General features: G+C 48.8%; 24 protein-coding genes. 12 read left to right on the forward strand and 12 right to left on the reverse strand.

Features of this window, described 5'->3' with window-relative positions; genetic code table 11:
• Positions 1 to 49: 49 nt before the first annotated feature.
• Positions 50 to 1,390, reverse strand: coding sequence for a cytosine deaminase (locus tag PN498_RS06395; RefSeq protein ID WP_272061885.1), 1,341 nt, complete (start codon positions 1,388 to 1,390; stop codon positions 50 to 52).
• Positions 1,391 to 1,666: 276 nt separating this feature from the next.
• Between PN498_RS06395 and PN498_RS06400 the strand changes: the two genes are divergently transcribed.
• Entirely contained in the window at positions 1,667 to 2,239 is a 573-nt protein-coding gene (locus tag PN498_RS06400) for a hypothetical protein (RefSeq protein WP_272061886.1), read from the forward strand.
• Between the two features lie 21 nt (positions 2,240 to 2,260).
• On the opposite strand, the gene PN498_RS06405 is transcribed toward PN498_RS06400, so the two are convergent.
• Positions 2,261 to 2,551: a hypothetical protein gene (locus tag PN498_RS06405; protein ID WP_272061887.1), complete on the reverse strand. Its 291-nt coding sequence runs from the start codon at positions 2,549 to 2,551 to the stop codon at positions 2,261 to 2,263.
• An 83-nt stretch (positions 2,552 to 2,634) separates the two neighbouring features.
• Here PN498_RS06405 and PN498_RS06410 point away from each other — a divergent pair, with 83 nt between their 5' ends.
• The 3 genes from PN498_RS06410 to cydB are packed head-to-tail and all read left to right on the forward strand — an operon-like array spanning position 2,635 to position 5,357.
• Positions 2,635 to 2,853, forward strand: coding sequence for a hypothetical protein (locus tag PN498_RS06410; RefSeq protein ID WP_272061888.1), 219 nt, complete (start codon positions 2,635 to 2,637; stop codon positions 2,851 to 2,853).
• Positions 2,854 to 2,885: 32 nt separating this feature from the next.
• Positions 2,886 to 4,319, forward strand: a complete 1,434-nt coding sequence (locus tag PN498_RS06415; RefSeq protein ID WP_272061889.1) for a cytochrome ubiquinol oxidase subunit I — start codon at positions 2,886 to 2,888, stop codon at positions 4,317 to 4,319.
• Between the two features lie 9 nt (positions 4,320 to 4,328).
• Positions 4,329 to 5,357, forward strand: a complete 1,029-nt coding sequence (gene cydB / locus PN498_RS06420; protein WP_272061890.1) for a cytochrome d ubiquinol oxidase subunit II — start codon at positions 4,329 to 4,331, stop codon at positions 5,355 to 5,357.
• 62 nt (positions 5,358 to 5,419) lie between these two features.
• Here the strand turns inward: cydB and PN498_RS06425 are convergent, their stop codons facing one another.
• The 5 genes from PN498_RS06425 to PN498_RS06445 form a co-directional block, all read right to left on the reverse strand.
• Positions 5,420 to 5,902 carry a GNAT family N-acetyltransferase gene (locus tag PN498_RS06425; RefSeq protein WP_272061891.1) on the reverse strand — a complete coding sequence of 161 codons (483 nt, stop codon included), beginning with the start codon at positions 5,900 to 5,902 and terminating at the stop codon, positions 5,420 to 5,422.
• A 5-nt stretch (positions 5,903 to 5,907) separates the two neighbouring features.
• Positions 5,908 to 6,873: a prolyl aminopeptidase gene (gene pip / locus PN498_RS06430; RefSeq protein WP_272061892.1), complete on the reverse strand. Its 966-nt coding sequence runs from the start codon at positions 6,871 to 6,873 to the stop codon at positions 5,908 to 5,910.
• A gap of 120 nt (positions 6,874 to 6,993) precedes the next feature.
• Positions 6,994 to 7,116, reverse strand: coding sequence for a hypothetical protein (locus tag PN498_RS06435; RefSeq protein ID WP_272061893.1), 123 nt, complete (start codon positions 7,114 to 7,116; stop codon positions 6,994 to 6,996).
• 148 nt (positions 7,117 to 7,264) lie between these two features.
• On the reverse strand, positions 7,265 to 7,621 hold the full coding sequence (locus PN498_RS06440) for a Spx/MgsR family RNA polymerase-binding regulatory protein (RefSeq protein ID WP_272061894.1): 357 nt from the start codon (positions 7,619 to 7,621) through the stop codon (positions 7,265 to 7,267).
• A 65-nt stretch (positions 7,622 to 7,686) separates the two neighbouring features.
• The gene (locus PN498_RS06445) at positions 7,687 to 8,136 is read right to left on the reverse strand and encodes a 23S rRNA (pseudouridine(1915)-N(3))-methyltransferase RlmH (protein ID WP_272061895.1); all 450 of its coding nucleotides are present in this window, start codon (positions 8,134 to 8,136) and stop codon (positions 7,687 to 7,689) included.
• Positions 8,137 to 8,374: 238 nt separating this feature from the next.
• Between PN498_RS06445 and PN498_RS06450 the strand changes: the two genes are divergently transcribed.
• Entirely contained in the window at positions 8,375 to 9,658 is a 1,284-nt protein-coding gene (locus PN498_RS06450; protein WP_272061896.1) for a DUF3095 domain-containing protein, read from the forward strand.
• Between the two features lie 24 nt (positions 9,659 to 9,682).
• Here PN498_RS06450 and PN498_RS06455 read toward each other — a convergent pair whose 3' ends face one another.
• Positions 9,683 to 10,207, reverse strand: a complete 525-nt coding sequence (locus PN498_RS06455) for a phosphoribosyltransferase (protein ID WP_272061897.1) — start codon at positions 10,205 to 10,207, stop codon at positions 9,683 to 9,685.
• Positions 10,208 to 10,298: 91 nt separating this feature from the next.
• On the opposite strand from PN498_RS06455, the gene PN498_RS06460 reads away from it, so the two are divergent.
• A complete protein-coding gene (locus PN498_RS06460; protein ID WP_272061898.1) occupies positions 10,299 to 11,717 on the forward strand; it encodes an MFS transporter in 1,419 nt (472 codons plus the stop codon).
• A gap of 44 nt (positions 11,718 to 11,761) precedes the next feature.
• Here PN498_RS06460 and PN498_RS06465 read toward each other — a convergent pair whose 3' ends face one another.
• Both PN498_RS06465 and PN498_RS06470 read right to left on the reverse strand, forming a co-directional pair.
• Complete coding sequence (locus PN498_RS06465) at positions 11,762 to 12,589, reverse strand: alpha/beta fold hydrolase (RefSeq protein ID WP_272061899.1); 828 nt, start codon at positions 12,587 to 12,589, stop codon at positions 11,762 to 11,764.
• Between the two features lie 10 nt (positions 12,590 to 12,599).
• Positions 12,600 to 13,340 (reverse strand): lysophospholipid acyltransferase family protein, encoded by a 741-nt coding sequence (locus PN498_RS06470; protein ID WP_272061900.1) that lies wholly within the window; start codon positions 13,338 to 13,340, stop codon positions 12,600 to 12,602.
• Positions 13,341 to 13,668: 328 nt separating this feature from the next.
• Here PN498_RS06470 and metG point away from each other — a divergent pair, with 328 nt between their 5' ends.
• The 5 genes from metG (at position 13,669) to PN498_RS06495 (ending at position 19,730) form a co-directional block, all read left to right on the forward strand.
• Positions 13,669 to 15,261 (forward strand): methionine--tRNA ligase, encoded by a 1,593-nt coding sequence (gene metG, locus PN498_RS06475; protein WP_272061901.1) that lies wholly within the window; start codon positions 13,669 to 13,671, stop codon positions 15,259 to 15,261.
• Between the two features lie 82 nt (positions 15,262 to 15,343).
• Complete coding sequence (locus PN498_RS06480; RefSeq protein WP_442951404.1) at positions 15,344 to 15,970, forward strand: LabA-like NYN domain-containing protein; 627 nt, start codon at positions 15,344 to 15,346, stop codon at positions 15,968 to 15,970.
• 100 nt (positions 15,971 to 16,070) lie between these two features.
• Complete coding sequence (gene lptC / locus PN498_RS06485) at positions 16,071 to 17,225, forward strand: LPS export ABC transporter periplasmic protein LptC (protein WP_272061902.1); 1,155 nt, start codon at positions 16,071 to 16,073, stop codon at positions 17,223 to 17,225.
• A 139-nt stretch (positions 17,226 to 17,364) separates the two neighbouring features.
• Positions 17,365 to 17,724, forward strand: coding sequence for a translation initiation factor (locus PN498_RS06490; RefSeq protein ID WP_272061903.1), 360 nt, complete (start codon positions 17,365 to 17,367; stop codon positions 17,722 to 17,724).
• Complete coding sequence (locus PN498_RS06495) at positions 17,724 to 19,730, forward strand: glycoside hydrolase family 10 protein (protein ID WP_272061904.1); 2,007 nt, start codon at positions 17,724 to 17,726, stop codon at positions 19,728 to 19,730. Before PN498_RS06490 ends, PN498_RS06495 begins: the two co-directional genes overlap by 1 nt.
• Before the next feature lie 37 nt (positions 19,731 to 19,767).
• On the opposite strand, the gene PN498_RS06500 is transcribed toward PN498_RS06495, so the two are convergent.
• On the reverse strand, positions 19,768 to 20,229 hold the full coding sequence (locus PN498_RS06500) for a hypothetical protein (RefSeq protein ID WP_272061905.1): 462 nt from the start codon (positions 20,227 to 20,229) through the stop codon (positions 19,768 to 19,770).
• 636 nt (positions 20,230 to 20,865) lie between these two features.
• Between PN498_RS06500 and PN498_RS06505 the strand changes: the two genes are divergently transcribed.
• Positions 20,866 to 21,564: a tetratricopeptide repeat protein gene (locus PN498_RS06505; RefSeq protein WP_272061906.1), complete on the forward strand. Its 699-nt coding sequence runs from the start codon at positions 20,866 to 20,868 to the stop codon at positions 21,562 to 21,564.
• A gap of 22 nt (positions 21,565 to 21,586) precedes the next feature.
• Here PN498_RS06505 and PN498_RS06510 read toward each other — a convergent pair whose 3' ends face one another.
• Positions 21,587 to 22,363, reverse strand: a complete 777-nt coding sequence (locus tag PN498_RS06510) for a proteasome-type protease (RefSeq protein ID WP_272061907.1) — start codon at positions 22,361 to 22,363, stop codon at positions 21,587 to 21,589.
• Positions 22,364 to 22,711: the final 348 nt, after the last annotated feature.

The following is a 22,711-nucleotide window of genomic DNA, read 5'->3' on the forward strand; positions in this document are numbered from 1 at the left end:
AAGGGCGATCAGTACCGTATAGGGATGCGGTATATAGTGTTACTCCCCACTACTTATAGAGATGATCGAGTTCGGCATAGTCAGGAGGGGTGGTGTTGATCGCCTGCCCCTGTCTGAGGACAGCGCGATCGCTCTGGGGCCGACACAACAACTCATTAAACGACCGGGCTTTGAACAGCACCAGGTCAGCCCCTTGGCCGATACCAATGCGGCCAGTATCCGTTAAGCCCATCAGGTCAGCAGGGGTGCGGGTCATGGCCAGCGGCCAGTCCGCTATGGGGCGATCCAGATGAGCAATGCGAGTGCTATCGGTCAAGACTTCTAAGGCGTCGTGGTCACCATAAGCATGGAACGGATCGCGGCAATTATCGCTGGCGATCGCGACAGGAATTCCCTGCTGCTTGAGTTCGTGGAGGAGGGTGACGCCCCGATAGCGAGGGGTACGATCCGACTGTCGATCTTGCAGATAAAGGTTACACATGGGCAGGCTCACGATACCAATGTCGGCCTCCTTGACCCAGCGAATCGTCTCGTCAACAGCGTCAGTAGACTGAACTGATAGCGAGCAGCAGTGACCACAAACCACTGGAGCCGAAAACTGATGGCGGAGCTTGGCCTGAGCAATGTGGCGCAGCGCCATGTCATCAGGATTCAGGCTTTCGTCTACGTGCAGGTCGATGGCTAGATTACGATCTGTGGCTAAGGTAAAGAGGCGATCGAGTTGATCTGTCAGGTCAGGATTCGGGTAAGCGACCCCTCCCAAAATGCCACCGTATTCAGCAACGAGATTGGCGAGAGCCTCGCCCTCGTCCTCCAGGTAATAATCCAAGGAGACCAGGCAAACGGTCTGTAGGGTAAGACGATCTGCCCAGTAGTGCTTGAGTTTGCTGAAAACCTCAAGAGCCGTTTTTGCCATGCCGCCGAACGCATCAAAGTGAGTGCGAATCGCTTTAGTTCCGTGGGCATAGCTGCACTTCAACCCAAATTCGATGCGCTGATAAAGGTCGTCAGCGGTCCAGTTGGGATAGTCCTCCCTCACCGCCTGTAGAGCACGCTGAAAGGTGCCATCGGGGTTAGCCTGACGCGGCAGCATTTGGCCTTTGTCGAGATGGGTATGGAGGTCCACAAAGCAGGGAAAGACAATGCCCTGAGCAAGGTCAACGGCAGGTGCTTCAGGAGGAGCAGTGTTGAGCGGAGCGATCGCCACAATTCTCCCAGCTTCGATTTCAAGATCTGCCGCGACCAAGTCCTCGGAGAACGGCGGACAGGCCAAGTTAGGAAGCACCGTGCGATGGGGCACGGTTTCATCCAAAAAGATTAGGGGAATGCGAGCGTTGACGAGCCAGAAATGATTGGCCTGGGGTGGCGTGATAAAGGGAGCGATCGACATGAAAGAGGTAGCTGTTGTGAACGGGAAGAACGATTGTCGGGTATTAACTTGAGGCGAGAATTCTAGTAAAAGAGAGGTCTAGGATACGCTTGACTGCTGACTTCTGGCTTCCTACCAAAAGAGGAATTTTCCTCCCTCAAACGCAACATCAGATTTTTCCAAAGTATCAACAAACGCCACGAGACTGACATTGCCACTTTGTGCAGCGGTTCCTCAAATAGCCGTTGCATAATGAAAAATGTCGCATCTCATGACAACGGTACTAAGTGAGTTCAGATGATGAAACATCGTAAGCTAGCGTTCCGTTACGGCCTCAAGACCGCGATCGTTGGTGTTGGGGTCATGCTGGCGTCTGCCAGCCCGGTAATGTCGAGTACCGACAAAGTATCCCAATGCAATGCCCTGGCGGGTGTGGTCAACCAAGCACAAGCGTTTATGCCTGTCTTCGAAAGCAGCCTGCAAACCTTCATCGACGATGCGGAACAGGTTGAAACCTTGGATGATATCAAGATGGCTGCTAGTGACTATGTTACTGCTGTGGATGAGTTAGTCATCAACTTGGATACGTTAGCCATTGAGCTAGAAACAGTTCAGCTAGAGGATAGTCAGCTGATCGACTATCGCAGTCAATACATCACTTTGATGGAAGGCTTGAGTGGAACTCTCAGCGATGCCAGCGATGCCATGCGGATTATGCAGGACGTTGAGTCTGAAGTGGATTTGCCCGTCAAGATTGAGGAATCTCAACAGCTGACCAATGACGCTATCCAGCGTATGCAAGATCTCTCGAACCAGGAAGCAACTCTCATCAGTGAGACCAACGCTTACTGTGGCGCGACTGGTCAGTAACAGCGTGAAAGTGCCCTGAGCCTAGCGATCGCCTTCTATCCGTGTGGGCTCGATTAAATTCAGCCGATTCATTGTCCAAACCAAACCAATGGACAAAATGCCACCTACTGCTAGTCCCATCACAAGCAGCCCGACGATGAACTTCCGTAGCCATCGCTTATCAGCTTCAAACCGCAGCCTGTTCTGCTCACTCAGCTCAACAGGTTCGTAAGTCTTCGATTCAGGATGCCGCTGATCCCGAAATTCCTTTTCAACATCGTTGGCATCCGGCAGTGGTGCTGAATTGGGATTGTGGAACGGTGAGTTATTCATACGACTGGGGTGGGCTGAGTTGCGTGGGGGAGAAGTCCATATGTTTAGGATAGTGCGGGATTCTCTATTCAACAGATTGGGAAATGACGCTTTTACGCCGGCAGGATTTATGCCTAAAGTTTGAGGAGAGTATCGTGATTGGGTCATTAGGATTAGGGCTGCCCGATGGGGTATCGCTGAGCGCTGCAAATCGAATTCGAATACACGGGCTGCGATCGCACCCTGACGTTAACCTTTTTGAAAATTATTCCACAAACAAATATTTGCCCCTCACGATGACCAATAGAAACAGCAATCACTAACCGCACCATCCGATACACGATCTCAACTATTTATGGAATTACTTTCAAACACTGCAATGCTGTCGCGTTTGCACTTTGCAGTCACCGCCATCTTTCACATGCTGTGGCCCGTCCTCACAACAGGTATGGCAATTTACTTGATTGTGATTGAAGGTCTATGGCTGAAGACGCGAAATTCTGACTACTACCATCACGCTCGCTTTTGGGCCAAACTCTACGTCTTGAATTTTGGTATTGGGGTTGCCACTGGATTACCGATGGCTTTTCAGTTTGGCTTAAACTGGGCTCCTTTTTCTGAATCCGTAGGGGACTTTTTTGGCACGGTGTTGGGCTTTGAGGGCACAATGGCCTTCATGCTAGAGGCTAGCTTCTTAGGCATCATGCTCTTTGGCTGGAATCGAGTCCCCCCCCTAGTTCACTACCTCTCGACCATTCTGGTTGCCTTTGGTGCCAACTTGTCTACGTTTTGGATTCTGTCTGCGAACTCATGGATGCAGACTCCCGCTGGGGGTGTTTTTGAGAACGGCAAATTTATTGTGCAGGATTATTTTCGGGCGATCGCGAATCCCTTCATGCTCAACAGTTTTCTCCACATGTTCTTTGCCACATTGGAAACTTCCCTGTTCGTCATTGGGGGAATTAGCGCCTGGTATCTGATCAACCAGCGTCACCCAGCGTTTTTTAGCAAGTCTTTAAAGGTGGCCGTCGCGTCTCTCTTCATTGTTGCGCCGCTACAGATTTTTATTGGGCACCTAAGCGCTGAGCAGGTCTATCACTATCAACCCACGAAACTCGCAGCCATGGAAGCTCTGTGGGAAACCATTCCTGCTGACGCCACGGCTGACTGGAGTTTGTTGGCACTGCCTAATAATGAAACTGAGGCCAATGACTGGGAGATTAAAGTTCCGGGTGCACTAAGTTACCTCTTGGAGCTGAAGCCAAGGTTGACGGAACCCGTGCTAGGGCTGAAGGAGTGGACTCCCGAAAATCGCCCTGGCATGGTAGGAACAGTTTATTACGCCTTTCGCACCATGATTGCGATCGGCATGGTGTTGGCAGCACTAGCCGTTATCACTATGCTGCAATGGCTGCGCGGCAAACTGGCCGAATCTGAAATTGCGAACAACAAGTGGCTGCTGCGAGCCTGGATTTTTGCTGCTCCGCTTGGCTATATCGCTGTGGAAACAGGGTGGGTGGTTCGCTGTGTGGGACGTCAGCCCTGGATTGTGTACGGCGAACTGAGGACCCTAGAATCAGCCTCCAATATTCCTGCAGGCGAAGTCTTATTTTCGCTGAGCGGATTGTCAGCCTTCTACATCGTATTTCTCATCGCCTTTTTATATTTCGGCAGCCGTATCATCCGCCGAGGTCCCAATTTGGAGTTGCCTTTGCCAACGGCCAATGTGCCTCGTCTCATGCAGGCAAAGCACGAACCCAACCGCCGTCCCGCCGAAGCTCAACAGTAGGAGGTATTGATGGATTCTCTCGCTCCTGTAGCTAAATTTTTGCCTCAGGTTTGGTTCTTTATCCTGGGTCTATTCCTCTTTCTGTATGTACTGCTAGACGGCTTCGACTTAGGTGTTGGCATCCTGTCTCTGACCTCCGGCAGCGAAGAGCGACGCGGCATTTTGATGACCAGTCTGGGCAACGTGTGGGATGCCAACGAAACCTGGCTGGTGCTGATGGGAGGAGCTCTATTTGGAGCATTTCCCTTGGCCTATGGCACCATTTTGACTGCTTTGTATATTCCTGCTGTCATCATGGTGGTGGGTCTTATTCTGCGAGCAGTTTCTTTTGAATTTCGAGAAAATGCCGATAACAAATTCATCTGGAACATTACCTTTGGGGTCGGTAGCTTCTTAGCAGCCCTCGGACAGGGATTTGCCCTCGGCAGTATTTTTGAAGGCATCACAGTGGATAGTCAGGGGCACTTTGCAGGCGGCATTTGGGATTGGCTTACATGGCGTTCTGTCGTCGTCGCACTGACCTTAATTCAGGCCTATGTCCTGGTCGGTTCGAGCTATCTCATCCTCAAAACGACGGGAGAACTGCAAGAAAGTCACTTTAAGACAGCTCAGTTGGCGACGTGGACAACACTGGCAGGTGCAATTTTCATTACGGTGACGACGCCTGTCTTTTCGATCCAGCTGCGCGATCGCCTGCTTGATCCACCGCTGCGATATATCTTTGGTGTTATTCCCATTTTGGGGTTGTTGATCATTGGCTTGCTACTGCGAAGTCTTTATCGGAAAGAGGAGAGTACGCCGATTATTTGGTCGTTCCTGCTCTTCTTCCTGTCCTTTGTGGGGTTAGGGTTTGTCATTTTTCCGCAGATCATTCCCCCCAGCGTCACTATTTACGAAGCTGCGGCTGCCCCCAGCTCACTGGTTTTCATGCTCACCTTCGTAGGCTTTCTGATTCCGATTTTGCTGTTTTACAACATCTATAACTACATTGTGTTTCGAGGCAAAATCGCCGGCGAGTCCTCCTATGGCGACCTTTAGGCGTGAGCTGATAAGGAGATTGTGTGAAAAGCAATGTCCCTACCCCATGAACATCGCTCCGTTCACCTGACAGCCTCTATTGGCAGATCGGTCTTTTCCATGAGATAGCGCGTGAATTGAACGCCCACTCGTTCAACCACTTCTGTGTCATACAGCTGAAATTCAAACTTCGCAAAAAGTCCTTTGCTGAATTCGCTGGCTTCGGTATAAAGGCGTGAGATTTGCTGACGCCGGGCATACTCCAGCACTTGCTGCATCAGCGTTGAACCAATGCCCTGCCGGGCGTAAGCGGGGTGAACATAGAGGCTGGCAACATAGCCGTCGGAGCGGATGCCGGCAAACCCCAAGATCTCCGCTCCTTCATAGGCGATGTAAGTGGTTACGCCTAGAATGAATTGCTGGAAGCGATCGCTATCCGCTTGAGAAGCCGCCCAAGCCTGAATTTGGGCGGCAGAATACCGTTGGGGGCCGATCTGCACTACGGCTGCCTGAAACAGAGTGGCTAGACCTGGCAGATCGGCTGCCGTTGCAATCCGAATATCCATTTGGGCTATGCAAGATCGGCAAAGCGATCGCTGGCCTTGACCAACGCATTCACAATGCCGGGTTCTGTTGCGGAATGCCCGGCATTAGGCACCACTATGAATTCTGCTTCCGGCCAGGCTTGATGCAATTCCCATGCCGTTTTCATCGGACAGACGACATCGTATCGGCCCTGTACGATAACACCCGGAATCGATGCCAACTGATTGGCATTGGCTATAAGCTGATCCGGTGTTTCAAAAAAACCACCGTTGACAAAATAGTGACACTCGATGCGGGCAAAGGCGATCGCGAAGGTTTCTTCTCCGAATTTCTCCATCAGAGCAACATCGGGAATTAGCTTGCTGGTGCTAGCTTCCCAAATCGACCAAGCCCTCGCAGCCTCCAGTTGGATAGCAGGATCGCGATGGGTCAACCGTTGATAATACGCTGATACTAAATCGTGCCGTTCTTCGGAGGGAATAGGGGCCAGATAGATTTCCCAAGCATCGGGAAATAAATAGCTAGCGCCTGACTGATAGAACCAGCTGATCTCTTCCGGTCGAAGGGTAAAAATACCCCTGAGAATTAGGCCCACGCATTGATCAGGATGGGTTTGGGCATAGGCAAGGGCCAGCGTACTTCCCCAACTCCCGCCAAACACGACCCACTGCTCAATCCCAAGGTGCTGACGAATTTTTTCGATATCGGCAACGAGATGCCAAGTGGTATTGTCCTCAAGCTCAGCATGGGGTTTGCTTTTACCGCAGCCACGCTGATCGAACAGTACAATCCGCCAACGTCGGGGATCAAAGAACTGCCTATAGATGGGGACGACGCCACCGCCAGGTCCTCCATGGAGAAAGACAACTGGCTTTCCGTCTGGATTGCCTGATTCTTCAACATACAGGGTGTGCAGATCTGAAACTTGAAGAAAGCTGGTGCGGTAGGGTTCTATTGGGGGATACAAGCCTTGAAGGTCTTTGGAAGTCACCAAATCTAAGATCCAAAAATCTATCGTGTTCTGAAGATTATAGTGACAGAGTTGTCCGCTGCCGAGTCGCTTCCTCAGCAATGCGGCACTGCACGGTAGAGATACACAGAGTTACAAAGATCACAGAGCGATCGCCTTATCCATCGACTTCTTCTGCTTGACGACGATCCATTTGCCCGTTGACGGATCACGATAGGTCGAAAAGGGATTGCCTTTGAGGGGTTTTTGACAAGCTTTAGCCATGAATGACTGTAGAATCTCGATTTAAACACTCTACGGACTAAAAAAAGTTAGTGCCGTGACATTACTGAACTAAGGGTAGTGATTCTCAGTACAAAGTTTTGTGACTTAGCGCACTGTCGATAGCCGTAGACGTTCGTTTCTTTCCCCTCTAACCGTTTAAGGTCGACTGTAAAACGTCCTCCTTAGCTCGGAATCCAACTAGCACCGCTTGACCATCTTTGACAAACAGCGGACGCTTTAGCAGCATAGCGTTCTCTGCAAATGCATCGACCCACTGCTCATCGCTCCACTCTTTTTTCTCCTCACCGATGGCTCGGTAAGCTTGTCCTGAAGTGTTTCGCATCGGCTTGGACCCCAGCGTATTGACCCAATCCGCAATCCTGTCGCGAGTGGGTGGTGCTGTTTTGGTATCAATAAATTCGTACTCAACACCGTTGTTTTCCAGCCAACTGAAGGCTTTTTTACACGTGCCGCAATTGGGAATACCGTAAACCTGAAGTGTCATTGAAAGAGACAATAAAAGGACAGAAGATTCAATGTAAGCCTTAAGTTACCAAGTCCGCAATGAATTTACTTGTGGTAGCGGCTGCCTTGCAAGATCGTCTTGGCCCGGTAGAGCTGTTCTAGAAAAAGAAGCCTGGCTATCTCATGGGGAAAGGTCATAGGAGACAGACTCAACTGCTGAAATGCACTGCGCTTGACCGATGCGCTTAACCCTTCAGCACTGCCGATCACAAACACCAAACAATTAGAATCGACCCGACTTAGATAGTCAGCAAAGTGTTGCGATGAGAATAGTTGACCTTCTTCAGTCAGTGCAATCAAGCGATCGCTCCCCTTCACCAAAGCAAGAATTTGCTCTCCCTCTTTATCAACTCCGGCATCTTTCAGCTCGACAATGTTCAGCTCCGGCAGTCGTTTTTGGTAAACCTCAAGCCCCTCTCGAATCCAGCCCTTTTTGATTTTTCCAACGGCAGCCAGCTTGATTTTTGGAAAACTCATGGTTAAGCGTAAAGCCATTCGCAGACTGAAATTGTATAGCCAATGGTTATCCCTTCGGAGTTCAGTTCTCGCCATTAGCGCTAGCCTAAAGATCACAATTAGGGAAATTCGTTACGGTCATCTCGAATGAGGGCAATGTGACCGCGTCTAGAGACGACATCCTCAAGCTCAACACTATGGTTCGGCACAATGGGCCCTGCTCTAAACTTGACGATTAGCTATCTACCCAGATATACCCATCATTTCTTCAACCAATATGAATACTCTGGGCTTCTACGCTGATTTGCCAACTCTAACGAATTGGTTGGATCTGACAAATCCAAATTATTACGTTCAGGTACCTGATGATTGGTACGTACTTATCACCGATATCACTGGCTCGACAAAAGCCATTGAAGACGGGCTTTATAAAGAAGTTAATCTCTTGGGTGCTAGCTCCATAGTTGCAGTTCTCAATGAACTTAAACCCTTAGACATTCCTTTTGTCTTTGGAGGCGACGGCGCATCCTTAGTCATACCGCCCGACTGTCTTGGCGCAGCACGAGAAGCGTTGATTGGCGTCAGAGCTGTTGCCCGCGAAGCGTTTGACATGGAGCTACGGGTAGGAGCTGTTCCAATGGCCATTGTCAGCCAACGCTATCCTCTAAAGGTCGCCAAATTCCGCTTATCGCCACTCTACTGCCAGGCCAGCTTTATCGGAGGTGGCCTAACATTTGCGACTGACCTGGTTAAACAAGACGCTGTTTATCGACTTGATGTTGATGGCAATCCAGCCCGAGCTAATCTGACGGGATTGGAGTGTCGGTGGCAAGAAATCCCTAGCGCTCATGGCAGCATGTTGAGCTTAATCGTTGCGGCATTAGAAAGTTCTGGTGTATCTAGTGAACAAACCTATCGAGACGTTTTGAAAACTATTCAAAGCATCTTTGGAGATCCTGAGCAGTATCATCCCATCACTGAACAGGGATTACGTCTCTCCTTCAATCCGCGCAAGTTAAGTGCTGAGGTTAAAGCAAAATCACCCTCTAGCCATTCACTGGCCCGATTGCAGCACCTCGTCAGAATTTGCCTTGAGAATGTGCTAGGTACAGCGTTTATGGGATTGCGGTTATCGTTGGGGGGTGTGAATTGGGGAAAATACAAGCACGATGTGCGGACCGCTTCGGACTATCAGAAGATTGATGATGTTCTGCGAATGGTGATCTCAGGAACTTCCGATCAATTTCATCAACTGACTGACTATCTCAACCGCTGGGCTAAATCTGGACAACTTGCCTATGGCATTCACGTTTCTGACCGAGCATTGCTCACCTGCTTGATTCTAGAAAGACGCGATTGTCACTTTCACCTAGTAGATGGAGCAGAGGGAGGATATGCTTTGGCGGCAAAAGGCTTGAAACAGCAGCTTCACCAGAAAAGGGATAACTGGAGGGCCTATGCTGACATTAGCCGCAGACGAAAACCATCCTCTAGTCTCTCAAGCAGGACATCATCAACCGTTAACGAGCTGAGTTGCGATAATCTCCACACACCGCAGTAGAGCAGGCAGAAGCCAAACAAACGCTTAAACGATTTGAGGTTGTTTACACTGGTTGGCTAGATCGTGTAGGCTCATCTGCTCGTACTTCTCAAAGGGTTGATGAATCCAAGGGCTGTCGGCTAAATATTCAGCGTAGTAATCTGGCTTTGCCGATGAACAGGCTTTCTGCCAAAGAACAGCTGAGCGGATTTCGTCAATGTAGAAACCGTATTTGTGATGTAGCCACTGAATACTGCGTTCTAAAGTAGCCCCGGAATCGACTAGATCATCAACCAGCAGAATGTGGCTGCCGACACCAGCACTTGTCATACTCATATCTCTAGAGAAAACGATACTGCCCCTGGTTTGGTTGTTTTTGCCTCCGTAAGATGCCGTAGACAAAATGGCCAGCGGGACATCAAATAGACGACAAAGAATATCGCCAACTCGGAGTCCCCCTTTGGCCAGGCAGACAATCTGGTTAAACTCCCATTCCGACTCATGGACTCGGAGCGCTAGGGTTTCAATCAGGGAGTAATAGTTCTCCCAGGTCACATGGAGATCAGACATATTTGCGATCGCAACAACGCCAGCATCAGCAGATCAAGATTGAGCCATGATACAACCTGATATGCTCATCCTACTGAAGTGAGGCGCACTGATGACCCAGGAATTTTCTGCATCTGATAACAAAAATGCTGCGCCGTTGAAACTACCAGTATGGACCAAGCTGGCTTACGGCATAGGAGACATGGGTGCAGGCATGACCTCCAACCTGATTGCTTTTTTCTTCCTGTTCTTTTTGACGGACGTGGCGGGCATCAATCCCCTGGCGGCTGGCACCGTATTGCTGCTGGGCAAAATATGGGATGCGGTCAATGATCCGCTAGTCGGCGTCTTGAGCGATCGCACCCAAACTCGCTGGGGACGGCGCTATCCGTGGATTTTCTTCAGTATCCTGCCTTTCGGCCTCACGTTTATCCTGATGTGGATTGTGCCGGGAGGCAGTTCGGGCTTCCGGTTTTGGTACTACGTGGCAGCCTCTATTCTGTTTCAAATCTTTTTCACTACCTCCAATCTGCCTTATACCACTCTGACGGCTGAGCTGAGTCAAGACTATGACGAACGCACAGACCTGACGAGCTTTCGTTTGGGCTTCTCTCTATTTGGAGCAATCTCAGCCCTCGCCTTGGGCAATGCTTTTTCCTCCACCATTGAAAACACCCGAGTTCTATACGCTGTGTTGGGGAGCGCTTGCGCAATCATTTCTATCATTTCTCTGCTTATCTGCGTGTTTGGCACCTATCCCCACGCTCAAAAGGTGCAAGAGGCGATCGCGGCGACTCAAACCGCATCAGCACAGGAAGAAGAAATCCCTTTTCTAGAACAGTTGCAAATCGTCTTTAACAATCGAGCGTTTCTATATGTCGTAGGGATCTATCTCTTTGCCTGGTTAGCGCTTCAGGTAACAGCCAGCATCATTCCTTTCTACACTGTTTTTTGGATGCAGTTAGACGACTTCTTTCTGCCTGCTCTGCTAGTACAGGGAACAGCCATCTTAATGATGTTGCCCTGCAATCTATTGAGCCGCAGAATTGGTAAACAGGGGCTGTTCTTCCTGGGGATCGGCTCATGGCTAATTGTCCAAATCGGTTTGTTTTTCCTACAGCCGGGTCAAACAGGATTCTTGTATGCTCTCTGCGTGGCAGCAAGTTTTGGCGTGGCAACCGCCTACGTTGTGCCTTGGGCGATGCTTCCCGACGTTATTGAATTAGACGAGTTGCGAACCGGAAAACGGCGGGAGGGCATCTTTTATGCATTTATGACGCTACTGCAAAAAATCGGCTTAGCGGTCGGACTGTTTTTAGTGGGGGCAGCGCTAGAGTCATCCGGTTTTATGGCAGAAGCCGCAGTACAGCCAGAACGGGCGCTCTTGGCCATTCGTACCTTTATAGGGCCAGTGCCCTTAGTGCTGCTCTGCTGCTCGCTTGTCCTGTGCTATCTCTATCCCATCACGCGAACGGTACACAGCGAAATTTTGCTGAAGCTAGCTGAGCAGCGGCAGGGCCAAAAGGATTGATTCGAGGCAAACTTTATTCCTGCTTGATTTATAGCTGTAACCCACTAACTATTAGACGTTTCCAAGGGGGATAATTGCTGCGACTGCTTGCGATTAGATTGCTTGGGTAGGAAGTTTAAGGATGCTAGACAGTCCGCTAAATCAATGTCTTTCTCTAGCAAACAGACATGTCCACTATGGGGTAATGCCCGAATAACAGCATTGGGAAGATACTGACTTAGCAGTCGCGCTTCTTTGTCGGAGGGGAAGAGGCGATCGCGACCGCTCGCTAAAAGTGCCGTTGGAGTTGAAAGTCGCTTGAGGTGATCAGGATTGGCCTCAAAGCGGTTCAGCATCTTGATACGCCAGGTCACACAACTTTGAGAAATCGGTCGAACTGTCTTGACAAAGAGATGGCGCTGAGTTTCATCGATGCGATCAAAATTTGCCAACAGTGGCAGCGCAATTGCACCAGAGGTCTTGAACAACCATTCAGGCACTAGCTCTGAATATTGCGTTGTCCATCGTAACCAAGCCTGCCGGCGCAGTGCAGAAGCCGGATTGATGACCACCAGTCGACTCAGAATTTGAGGTGCCGTCAAAGCGACCTGTAGCGCTAAACACCCTCCAAAGGATTCTCCACACAGATAGGTCAACCTTTTTCTTTGGGCGTGATAGATCAATTCCACAACAGATTGAGCAAGATCCTTCCAATCTTGACGATTGTTTTCGGGAATGCTCAGACAGCGAACGTCAAAATAGCGGGAGAGCGACTGAATCTGAGACATGAACAACTTACCCGTACCATCCATCCCCGGCAGCATCACCAATAGGGGTTTTTCCAATTGGGGAAAGCTGGGAGAAAATAATGATGGGGAGGATGAATGCTGCATCAGCCTGTCTCTACAATGACTCCTGTAATAGCTTGTCTACTGCGGTCCAACAGCGTTCAGTTAATACTTGAGCATATTCCGTTCCTTGATGCCTTTGATACTTCTCGCGGTCCCCAGAGGTTACCCAAATTGGCTGGCCAATTCTGACTTCGACCTCGCGATAGAGCACGACGGGATGACCGCCCCCTTTATGAAATAAAGACTCGCTGGGATCAAACCAGGCTAATAGACTCAGCGGGATAGGCGATTCGAAGCCTACTTCATTCGAAGCGATCGCAACAGGCAGTAACGCTAAGGGATCAATGGGTGCTCTCAGGGCTAAATGGGCAAACCCGCGACGGAACGGATTAATCCACTGAGGGGGTTGTAACTGCACCATTGACTTAGCCCCTTCTGGGAAAATGCCCACCGCTTCACAACGCCGTAGACGCTGATAGCCTTGTCGAAACAAACGTCGAGGCGACTCTAGGGGAAAGGCTCCAAACTGGTGAACGATATCTCGCAGAACAGGCACGTTCATCATGTACTGGTGACAGACAAAGGCAATCTCTTGGTCCAGTCCGACCATCAAAACAGGCGCGTCTAGCGGACTCCGATGATTGCTAACGACTAGAAGAGGCGCATTTTGTGGAATATGGTGCCGTCCAGATACTCGTAGCTTGGTTCCTGTCAGTTGCAAAACCCAGTGAGAAAGATGAAGTGGGTCAGCACTATCAAGAAACGGCAGCTGAGACAATCGAAAATCTGACATGTATACGAAGGTATCTGGGTTGTCTTTGTACTTCTTAACATAGCAATTTTCATGAGATTATACAGGTATGGCTTCGCCTCATCGCCTATTCAAATAGGTATCTAATATGCCTCTGACTCATGGATCCCAGAGACTTTTCCTGTTCGATTAACTCTTGCCAACGATGGATGAATTAGCACCCAGCTTCTGCTAGAACCAATAGTTGGGTACGGCAGCGTCCCCAAAATGGCCTGCTCATTTCAGCTTGTTAGACGTCATAAAGGTTGTCTTAAGGTCTCTGCTGTATCATTGACAGGACAATTCATGCTCTTTTTTTGACGTATTTTTTATGGGTTCTGTCGGTAATCATCGCAATACTTTCGTCATTACAACGCCGCTTTATTACGTCAATGCGCTTCCCCATATCGGCAGTGCCTACACAACAATTGCTGCCGATGCGATCGCTCGATTCCATCGCCTTCTAGGTCAACCTGTTCTGATGATCACAGGTACCGATGAGCACGGGCAGAAAATTCAACGCACTGCCGAAGAACGGGGGATTGCTCCACAAATTCACTGTGATGAAATTGTCGATGGTTTTCAATCTCTTTGGAAATCCTTAAATATTGCCTACGATCGCTTCAGTCGCACCACAGCTCCCCGGCACGAAGCGATCGTTCGGGAATTTTATGACCGGGTTTGGGCCAGCGGCGATATCTACGAAGGACGACAGCAGGGGTGGTATTGCGTCTCTTGCGAAGAGTTCAAAGAAGAACGCGAACTGCTTGAAGGAAAACGCTGCCCTATTCACACAAATAAAACAGTAGAGTGGCGAGACGAGCACAACTATTTCTTCAAGCTATCTAAATACCAAGAAAAATTGGCAGCTCTTTATGCCGAGCACCCCGATTTTATTCAACCCACGACTCGTCGAAATGAAGTCCTGAATTTTGTCGAAAAAGGACTGCAAGATTTCTCAATTTCTCGTCTCAATCTTGATTGGGGTTTTCCGGTTCCTAATGATCCCGATCAAACACTCTATGTCTGGTTTGATGCGCTGTTAGGTTATATGACAGCACTTTTAGACTCTGACAGTAAACCCACACTCGAAAATGCTCTAGAAAAATGGTGGCCTATCAACGTTCATTTGATTGGCAAAGACATCCTCCGCTTTCATGCCGTTTACTGGCCGGCAATGCTAATGTCTGCCGGATTGCCGATTCCTGGACGAGTCTTTGGGCACGGGTTTTTGACGAAAGATGGGCAAAAAATGGGCAAAAGCTTAGGAAATACGCTTGACCCCTTCGCTCTAGTTGATCAGTACGGTGCTGATGCAGTTCGGTATTACTTCTTAAAAGAAATTGAATTTGGTCGGGACGGAGATTTCAATAAAACGCGGTTCATTAACGTTCTTAACGCAGATCTGGCAAATGATTTAGGGAATTTGTTAAATCGTACGCTCAAGATGGCAGGCCGTTATTGTGGAAGCAGGATCCCAGATGTATCACTGGAAGCTTTTGCTGATGACCACGATCTTAAACTTAAAGGAGGCCGACTTTTAGAACAGGTTCAATCAGCATACGAGCATCTTGCCTTTAGCGAAGCCTGCGAAGCAATCTTTGGTCTAATACGCGCTAGTAACAAATACCTGGACGAAACCGCCCCTTGGACTCTTTTTAAGCAAGGTAAGCAGACTGAAACTGAAATTGCCTTATACGCTGTCCTTGAATCCGTCAGATTAGCGGGATATCTCCTCTCACCAATCGTGCCAAGCTTGGCCAACTCTATCTATACCCAACTAGGTTTTGAAGGTGATTTCAACCGTGCTGACATCGGGCAGCTGTTCCCCTTTGAAGAGCACGGTGTTTGGGGGATGCTCACCCCGGGGCAACAGTTGGGAGAAGCCAGGCCACTTTTTCAGCGAATTGAACTCGAAAGCTAACGGTGTCGTCTGTCAAATAAGGACAATTCAGCGCTTTTATTAATGCATTCTTTTCAACACCTCTTAATTAACGGAACTGTAGATGATGTTAAACAACCACGATATGCTGAGCGAAGATCCGGTCTTTACGCCGGAGCAGGTATTAGAGAATCGAGGGCGAGTTGCTATCTTTATTGATGGCTCCAACCTTTTCTATGCAGCTCTACAGTTAGGTATCGAGATCGACTACACCAAGTTGCTCTGTCGGCTGACAGGAGGGTCTCGTCTATTTCGAGCCTTTTTCTACACAGGAGTTGACCGCACCAACGAAAAGCAGCAGGGGTTTCTGCTATGGATGCGTCGCAATGGCTATCGAGTCATCGCCAAAGACCTAGTACAGCTTCCCGATGGCTCAAAGAAGGCTAATCTAGACGTCGAAATCGCGGTCGATATGATGGCGCTAGTCGATTTTTATGACACGGCAGTGCTGGTCAGTGGAGACGGGGATCTGGCTTATGCAGTGGATGCAGCAAGCTATCGAGGCGCCAGAATTGAGGTTGTTAGCCTACGCTCGATGACTAGCGATAGCCTGATCAACGTATCTGATCGATACATTGATCTTGAAAACATCAAGGACGATATTAAAAAGCTGCCTCGTAACGGTGCATACACCTACCGCCCATTATCAGTCCATGAAGAAGAAGAGTTCAATAGCCAACAGCCTTCCTGATAATCTGAACCTTGATTTCTTCTAACAGCATTGATGGCGTGACCTTTCTTCTTTTAGGTGACTCCATCGCCAATACATTTACTTCATCGTTGACTTTTCCATGAAACGACCCTATTGGTGGCTCTTTGGAGCAGTCATTTTGTTCGTCTTAGTCGCTGTAGGCTTGCGTATCGGTCGTGATCCCAACGTAGCAGTTGATGACGCTTCAGAAGCCCCTGAAGAAGTGATCCCGGGCCTGACTTTAAGAGATGTCAGCCTGGAACAACAGACTGACGAGGGACAATTGCTTTGGAAGGTAGACGCCGCAGAAGTGACTTACAGTCCAGATCAGGAAGTTGCTAACCTGATTGATCTCGAAGGGGAACTTTACGAAGACGGCCAGTTGCTTTACCGTGTCAGCGCTGACAAGGGCATTATCCGTGACAACGGGCAAATCATTCTTTTAGAAGACAACATTACAGCAACAGGTATTCAGAACCAGATGGTGCTTAAAGGGCAGAATCTGGAGTGGACGCCTGAAGACAGTATTCTCATTGTTCGCAACGGTTTGACAGGTGTTCACCCTCAACTTCGAGCGAAGGCTAATGAAGCTCGCATTTATGATTCTGAAAAGCGTATGGAATTTGAGGGGGATGTTGTGGCTACAACCATTGTAGAAGATCCTCAGGTGGAGCCTTGGTTCAAACTTCAAGGAGAGACTTTGCAGTGGAAGTGGGAAGAAGAAACCTTTGATAGCGATCAAGAACTGCGAGTAGAACGCTTCCAAAATGCAAAAGTGACTGAGGTCTTAGTCGGCCAGAAATCATTAGTGGAACTAGCGGAAAACCGAGTCACCATTACTGAAAACGTGAACGCGCAGCTGCTAGAGGTGCCGTTGAGCCTGACCAGCGATCAAGCTGTTTGGGAAATTGAAGAGCAGCTGATCCAAGCAGACGGCTCTGTCAGAGTCGTGGAACCCAAACAGCAAGTGACGGTTACGTCGCAGCAGGGGACATTCAACCTAGAAGAACAAGTCGCTCGTTTTACCCAAGATGTTCTCGCGATCGGACAACGTAATAGCAGTCGCTTGACCAGCAATAGCCTAACTTGGAATCTTGAAGACCAAACGGTTTTAGCAGAGGGGAACGTTAACTATCAGCAACTTGATCCCCAAGTTAAAATTCAAGGCCCTAGGGCTAGAGGTCGCATTGAGGAACAAACGGTGGTGATCGATGGGGGACAGGTTGTCACTGAGATCGTGCCCGATGTTCAATAATCCTGACGTCGTTGCTAAGAGCTTTTCTCTGGGCATGAACGATAGTAGGGTGGAAAGTTGTATTCCTGATAGCGGACCTCGTCTTGCTGGGTCCGGCTGTTGTGTTTGATTGAGGGCGCTTGAAGGGCACTTATTTGATATGAGTAAGCAGAAATCGTCGCGTTCTAAGCAACGAGACCGCGATCGCGTCGTCTATTCCGAATTTGCCACTGAGCGCTCCGCCGCAACTGAGCGTGGTGTCGCTGATTTACCTCCAGCCAAACAGACATTGAAGGTGCAAGTCAGTCGAAAAGGCAGAGGCGGAAAGACGGTTACCATCATCAGTGGTTTTCAGCACCGTCCTGACACCCTTAAAACCCTTGCGAAAAAGCTAAAGGCTCAATGCGGCACTGGGGGAACAGCCAAAGAGGACATCATCGAAATCCAAGGTGATCACGCTCAAACGCTGCTAGAAGCACTTCAAAAAGCTGGCTACACCGCAAAAAGGAGCGGCGGTTAATGACGTTGAATTTAAGAGATGCTGATCAGCAGCCGTCTGCTTCAAATGCAAGAGCGGTTCGCAAAATGCGATCGCACCCGTATCATCGCTTTTTAACAGGCATCATGCTTGGCATGATTTTGACCGTCGTCTGCGGGTGGTTCACTCCCCTGTTGGCCCAACCTCATGACCGTGTTACCCACACTATCCTGGCTCAAATCTTTCCCGACTCTCCTGTTACGACACCGTCTGAGCAGCCCGATTCAGCCCCTGATCTGGTAGAAGATTTTGTCCCCTCTATCCCTGTTGACATTGACGGACATTGGGCAGCGGACTGCCTATCTGAGCTAGCGGTTCGTGGCGCATTTCCCGTAAACGATTTGGAAGAATCCGACCTATTTGATGACCTATTAGATAATGATGTCGTTCTAGGTGTCACCAGGGTTTATCCAGAGGCCCCTGCAACTTGGTCTGTTGTCGCCGATATCTTGAACCGCAATTTTCCGACCGGTGATGCTTATGGAGGAGCTACCGCAGTCGAGAGAGCATTGCAGTTACCGTCTCCCGTTACTGTTCTCTATACTTACCCTGGGCAATATTACGATCCTGACCGTGCTATTACACGGGTAGAGGTAATTACGGCTCTGGCGGCTAAAGCAGGCTTGCCCTACACAGCCCGTGCTAACGAACTGGTCAGCAAAAGTTTGACTGACGGCGATCGCGTCCCCGATTTTGGACTGGAGGGGGTTGCCGCTGCACTAGCTGCAGAAGTTCTTGTGAACTATCCTGAATCCCAAACCCTGGCTGGCGATCGTATTGCTACGCGCGGTGAAGTTGCTGCTCTGGTTTGCCAAGCAAAAAGTGGTTTGTTGCGATCAACTCTCTCTCCTTCATGGGTCGCCACACCTGCTGACCTACCCCCCCAAACTGAACCGGAGGAAGAGGTTCGCGGTGTTTGGCTAACCAATATTGATAGCGATGTTCTGTTCTCTCAAGAGAACTTGGCAGAGGGAATTCAACGACTCAAAGCGATGAATATCAACACGCTTTATCCAGTTGTTTGGAATATGGGCTACACGCAGTATCCCAGTAGTTCAGCCGCTTATTGGTTAGGCCGAGAAAAGCGTCTCTGGCCCGGTGAAAATCCTCGCTTCGAACGCAATCAGGGCGATCGCGACATGCTGCAAGAGCTCATCGATTTAGCCCATGCTGAAGGTATGGCTGTTATCCCTTGGTTCGAATTTGGGTTTATGGCTCCGGCTGACTATGCTTTGCGGACGGAACGCCCCGAGTGGTTTACTCAACGGCAGGACGGTACTCAGGAAATTCAAATGGGTGAGGAAGTGTTCACGTGGATGAATCCATTCCATACCCAAACTCAACGGCTGTTATTGATTCTGATGGATGAAGTCCTCAAAAACTACGACGTTGAGGGTATTCAAGTAGATGACCATTTAGGACTACCCGTAGACATGGGCTACGATCCCTACACTGTTGCGCTTTATGAAAAGGAGCACGATGGTCAGTCTCCGCCACTGGACTATACCGATCCTGAATGGATGCGTTGGCGGGCCGACAAGATTACCGAGTTTATGGGCAGCGTTCGACGAGTGATCGATCAGCGAAAACCTGGTGCGCTCTTGTCTGTTTCTCCAAATCCTTATCCGTTTTCCTATGCGCAATACCTTCAAGATTGGCCGCAGTGGGAAGCTGCTGGTTGGCTTGACGAGATCATTGTGCAGGTTTACCGGGACGATCTTGATCGATTTGCCTGGGAGCTTAACAAACCAGCGACCGTCGGAGCTAGCCAGACGACACCAACCAGCATTGGCTTGCTCAGTGGTTTACGGGGACGTCCTACTGATGTTGACTTGTTGACAGAGCAGTTGGAGGCAGTCCGCGATCGCGATTATGCCGGCGTATCCTACTTTTTCTACCAAAGCCTCTGGAACCCTGGACGCGAAACGGCTGAAGAGCGAAACAACCAGTTCAGAGCCTCTTTCTCTCAGTCTGCTCAACGCCCATAACGGGTTAGAGCATATGTGTATTTCTCTCCTCGGCCTGTCAAAGCTTTTTGTGGGTGTATTTGTGCTGGCGTACGTTATCTTCTGTCTTAACCACATTCTTGAAGTTAAGCACTCGCTTTTTCTCTGTTGAATAGTTCAAGTCAGTGCGAGAAGTACCAGGAGGAATGAGCTGAGTCGCAGATGGACGAGCACGATAGGTGCGAGCAGTCGCAGTGACGCGATCGCTGAAGCTGTCGCATAAAACAGCATCATAGCGACCCGTTAGTTGCGAAAGCTCTTTTTCATCTAATAAGCTACCCGCAGTTGTTGCCAGGACAGCCTCATAGGACGTGGGGATGCCTTGCAGTAGTGACTCTAGGTAAGCAGAGGGCACTGGTTCTACCACTTTTATTTTTTCAAGTTCACCTTCATCGCGGCGAAAACAGGTCGCGATGCCAACCACGAGATAATCGGTTGCTGCAAGGTCAGAAACGGGGTCGAGTGATGTCTTTAGAGTCATTAGCCTACAGTTGCGTTTGTTACAAACCTAGAGGTGAGCAGTTATGAAAACGCTAGCGGCTTTTGGGTATAGAGAACAGACCTGTTTGCAAAATGCAATTTTTCTACTCAAGTAAATTCATTCATTGTTAAGACAAATTCAGGTATTCATCTCTAGGTGTATGGAATTATTGAGTAAATCTAGTAAGGAACGAAGGAGTCCAAGCCTTGATTTCTTGTCAGTAAAGACCTCAGCTTCATTCAAGAATTCTGCTTGATGATTCCATCTCAGTCAGCTCAGTTTCCATTCGGGTGAACACGGGGATGGCAGTATAGTTACTGATAGTAACGAATCACTAAAAACATAAAGTTTTCTTGAAGAGAATTGAGAAAAAGGCCTTTTTAGGTGAAGTTCATATACAAATTCCGCAATCACACGGGCAAAAAGTGATGAAACTTTTTGAGAAATATAGATCGGATAAAACCTCTAGGGGTTTACCCGGTTGGTATGAGTAAAAACGAGTGCGAATATTCCAAAAGATGACGCCTGCAATTGTTTTGACGTATTCAAAGACAACTTCAATGAGATTGCAAAGTCGTGTTCATTTACCTCTGTGATGTGCATCTCAATCTCCCGAAGTCCTTGGAGGAAGCTCACATGTCTCGTCGTATCTACCCCGAATCAGATGTAATCGACATTGGCTCAACCATGGTTCAGCCATTCATGCGGCGTTGCACCTCTTATGCTGCCAGACAAGAATCTGTAAAACAGATTCGCAAAAAGATCAGGCAAGCGGTAGACAATCGAGATTTTATTAGAGCGATCGCGCTTCTCAACCGTTTAATGGCCAAGCATACTGCCACGGCAGAGGACTACAGCAACCGTGGCCTAATTCACTTATGGAGCGGCCATCCTTACAAAGCCATCAAGGATTTTGACCAGGCTATTGCCTTGAATCCTAATCTGCCTGCCGCCTATAACAATCGGGCTAATTATTACGCTGCTCAAGGAGCAAAAGAGAGTGCGATCGCTGATTATGAGCGCACTATCGACCTCAACCCATTTCATGTACGAGCACGGATTAACCGGGCTATTACCCTCAGAGATTTAGGACGCTATGATGCAGCACTTGAGAGTTTAGAAGAAGCTCTATTGTTCCGTAAGATGACAGGCGAGATTTACGCTGAAAGAGGGCGCACTTACCATCTGCGGGGAGACTGGAACTGTGCGATCGCCGACTATCGTCATGCATTGACATTCTTTGACACCCACACCCACACGACAATGCCAGAAATGCCTTCTCGCCGGCGACAAATCATGATTTGGTTAAATCACTTGCAAACAGCTGCATCCTGATCAAGCATCGCAAAATGGCGAATCAAGGTTCAGAAATATCGGAGAGATCTGGGCCATCGGGAACAGCTGATGAGTTCCATTCAATAGCGGGCATAGTCGCGGCTGCCTTTCTCAAGGCAACTTCCCAGTGCTTCCTCATTTTTATAAGATAAGGATCCCCAGCACAGAACTGAGCCTTGTGATCAATCTTGAAACTGTCAGTTTTATAGATAACTAAGTTAATCGGTGGGCCTACAGATAGGTTGGAGCGCATGGTCGAGTCGATTGATAGCAGCGCATATTTCGCTACATCCTCAATAGATGATTCGTAGGTTAGTGTGCGGTCCAAAATAGGTTTGCCATATTTGGTTTCACCAATCTGGAGAAAAGGTGTCTCGGGCGTACTTTTGATGCAGTTGCCTTGACTATAGATCAGGTAAAGATGGGGCGATTCTCCCTTTACTTGCCCAGCTAGTAGAAAATTACATTGAAAATCAATCTTGTCTTTCTGAAGCCAGGAACGATCAATCTCCTGAAGATTCCGAATACAGCTACCGATGTAGCGAGCAATATCGTACATCGTCGGCAGATTATGTAAACTCACCTCAGCGTTGATGACGATGTCACGTTCCAAGGCATGAAGAACTGCCTGCGTGACAGAAAGATTACCTGATGTGCATAAAATAAGTGCGCGGTCATCGGGTACTGAGAAATCGAAGAGCTTGCGATAGGAGGAAATGTAATCAACACCAGCATTGGTGCGCGAATCTGCTGCGAGCAACACACCACACCGAACGTGAATTCCTAAACAATACGTCATAAAGATGAACAACCGTAAATATGGCTTTAGCCATCAAGGCTTGTGGACCTAACAGCATCTGAGTGGTGAAGGTACAGCTAAATGGTTCGCCGTCTTGTCCTAGCGGAACTGGTGACGACTATACCTATTAAATAACAGTTACGGGTTGAACAAATGCTCTTCCATCCATACATCTGTCTTGATGTAACAGGTTCATGTTCAAAGTCCGGCTAAAGTCAGCTTACTCTGCCACGTCTAGAAAAACATAAAGACAGGTTTCGAATTGGTCTCGAAACCTGTCTTTGTATAGAAGTGAGACTTTATAACTATTCAATCAAGACAGCTAAGGTCTCATTATCGAAATATGTG

It is taken from the genome of Oscillatoria sp. CS-180 (assembly GCF_028330965.1).
In the GTDB taxonomy this organism is placed as follows: Bacteria; Cyanobacteriota; Cyanobacteriia; order Phormidesmidales; family Phormidesmidaceae; genus Halomicronema.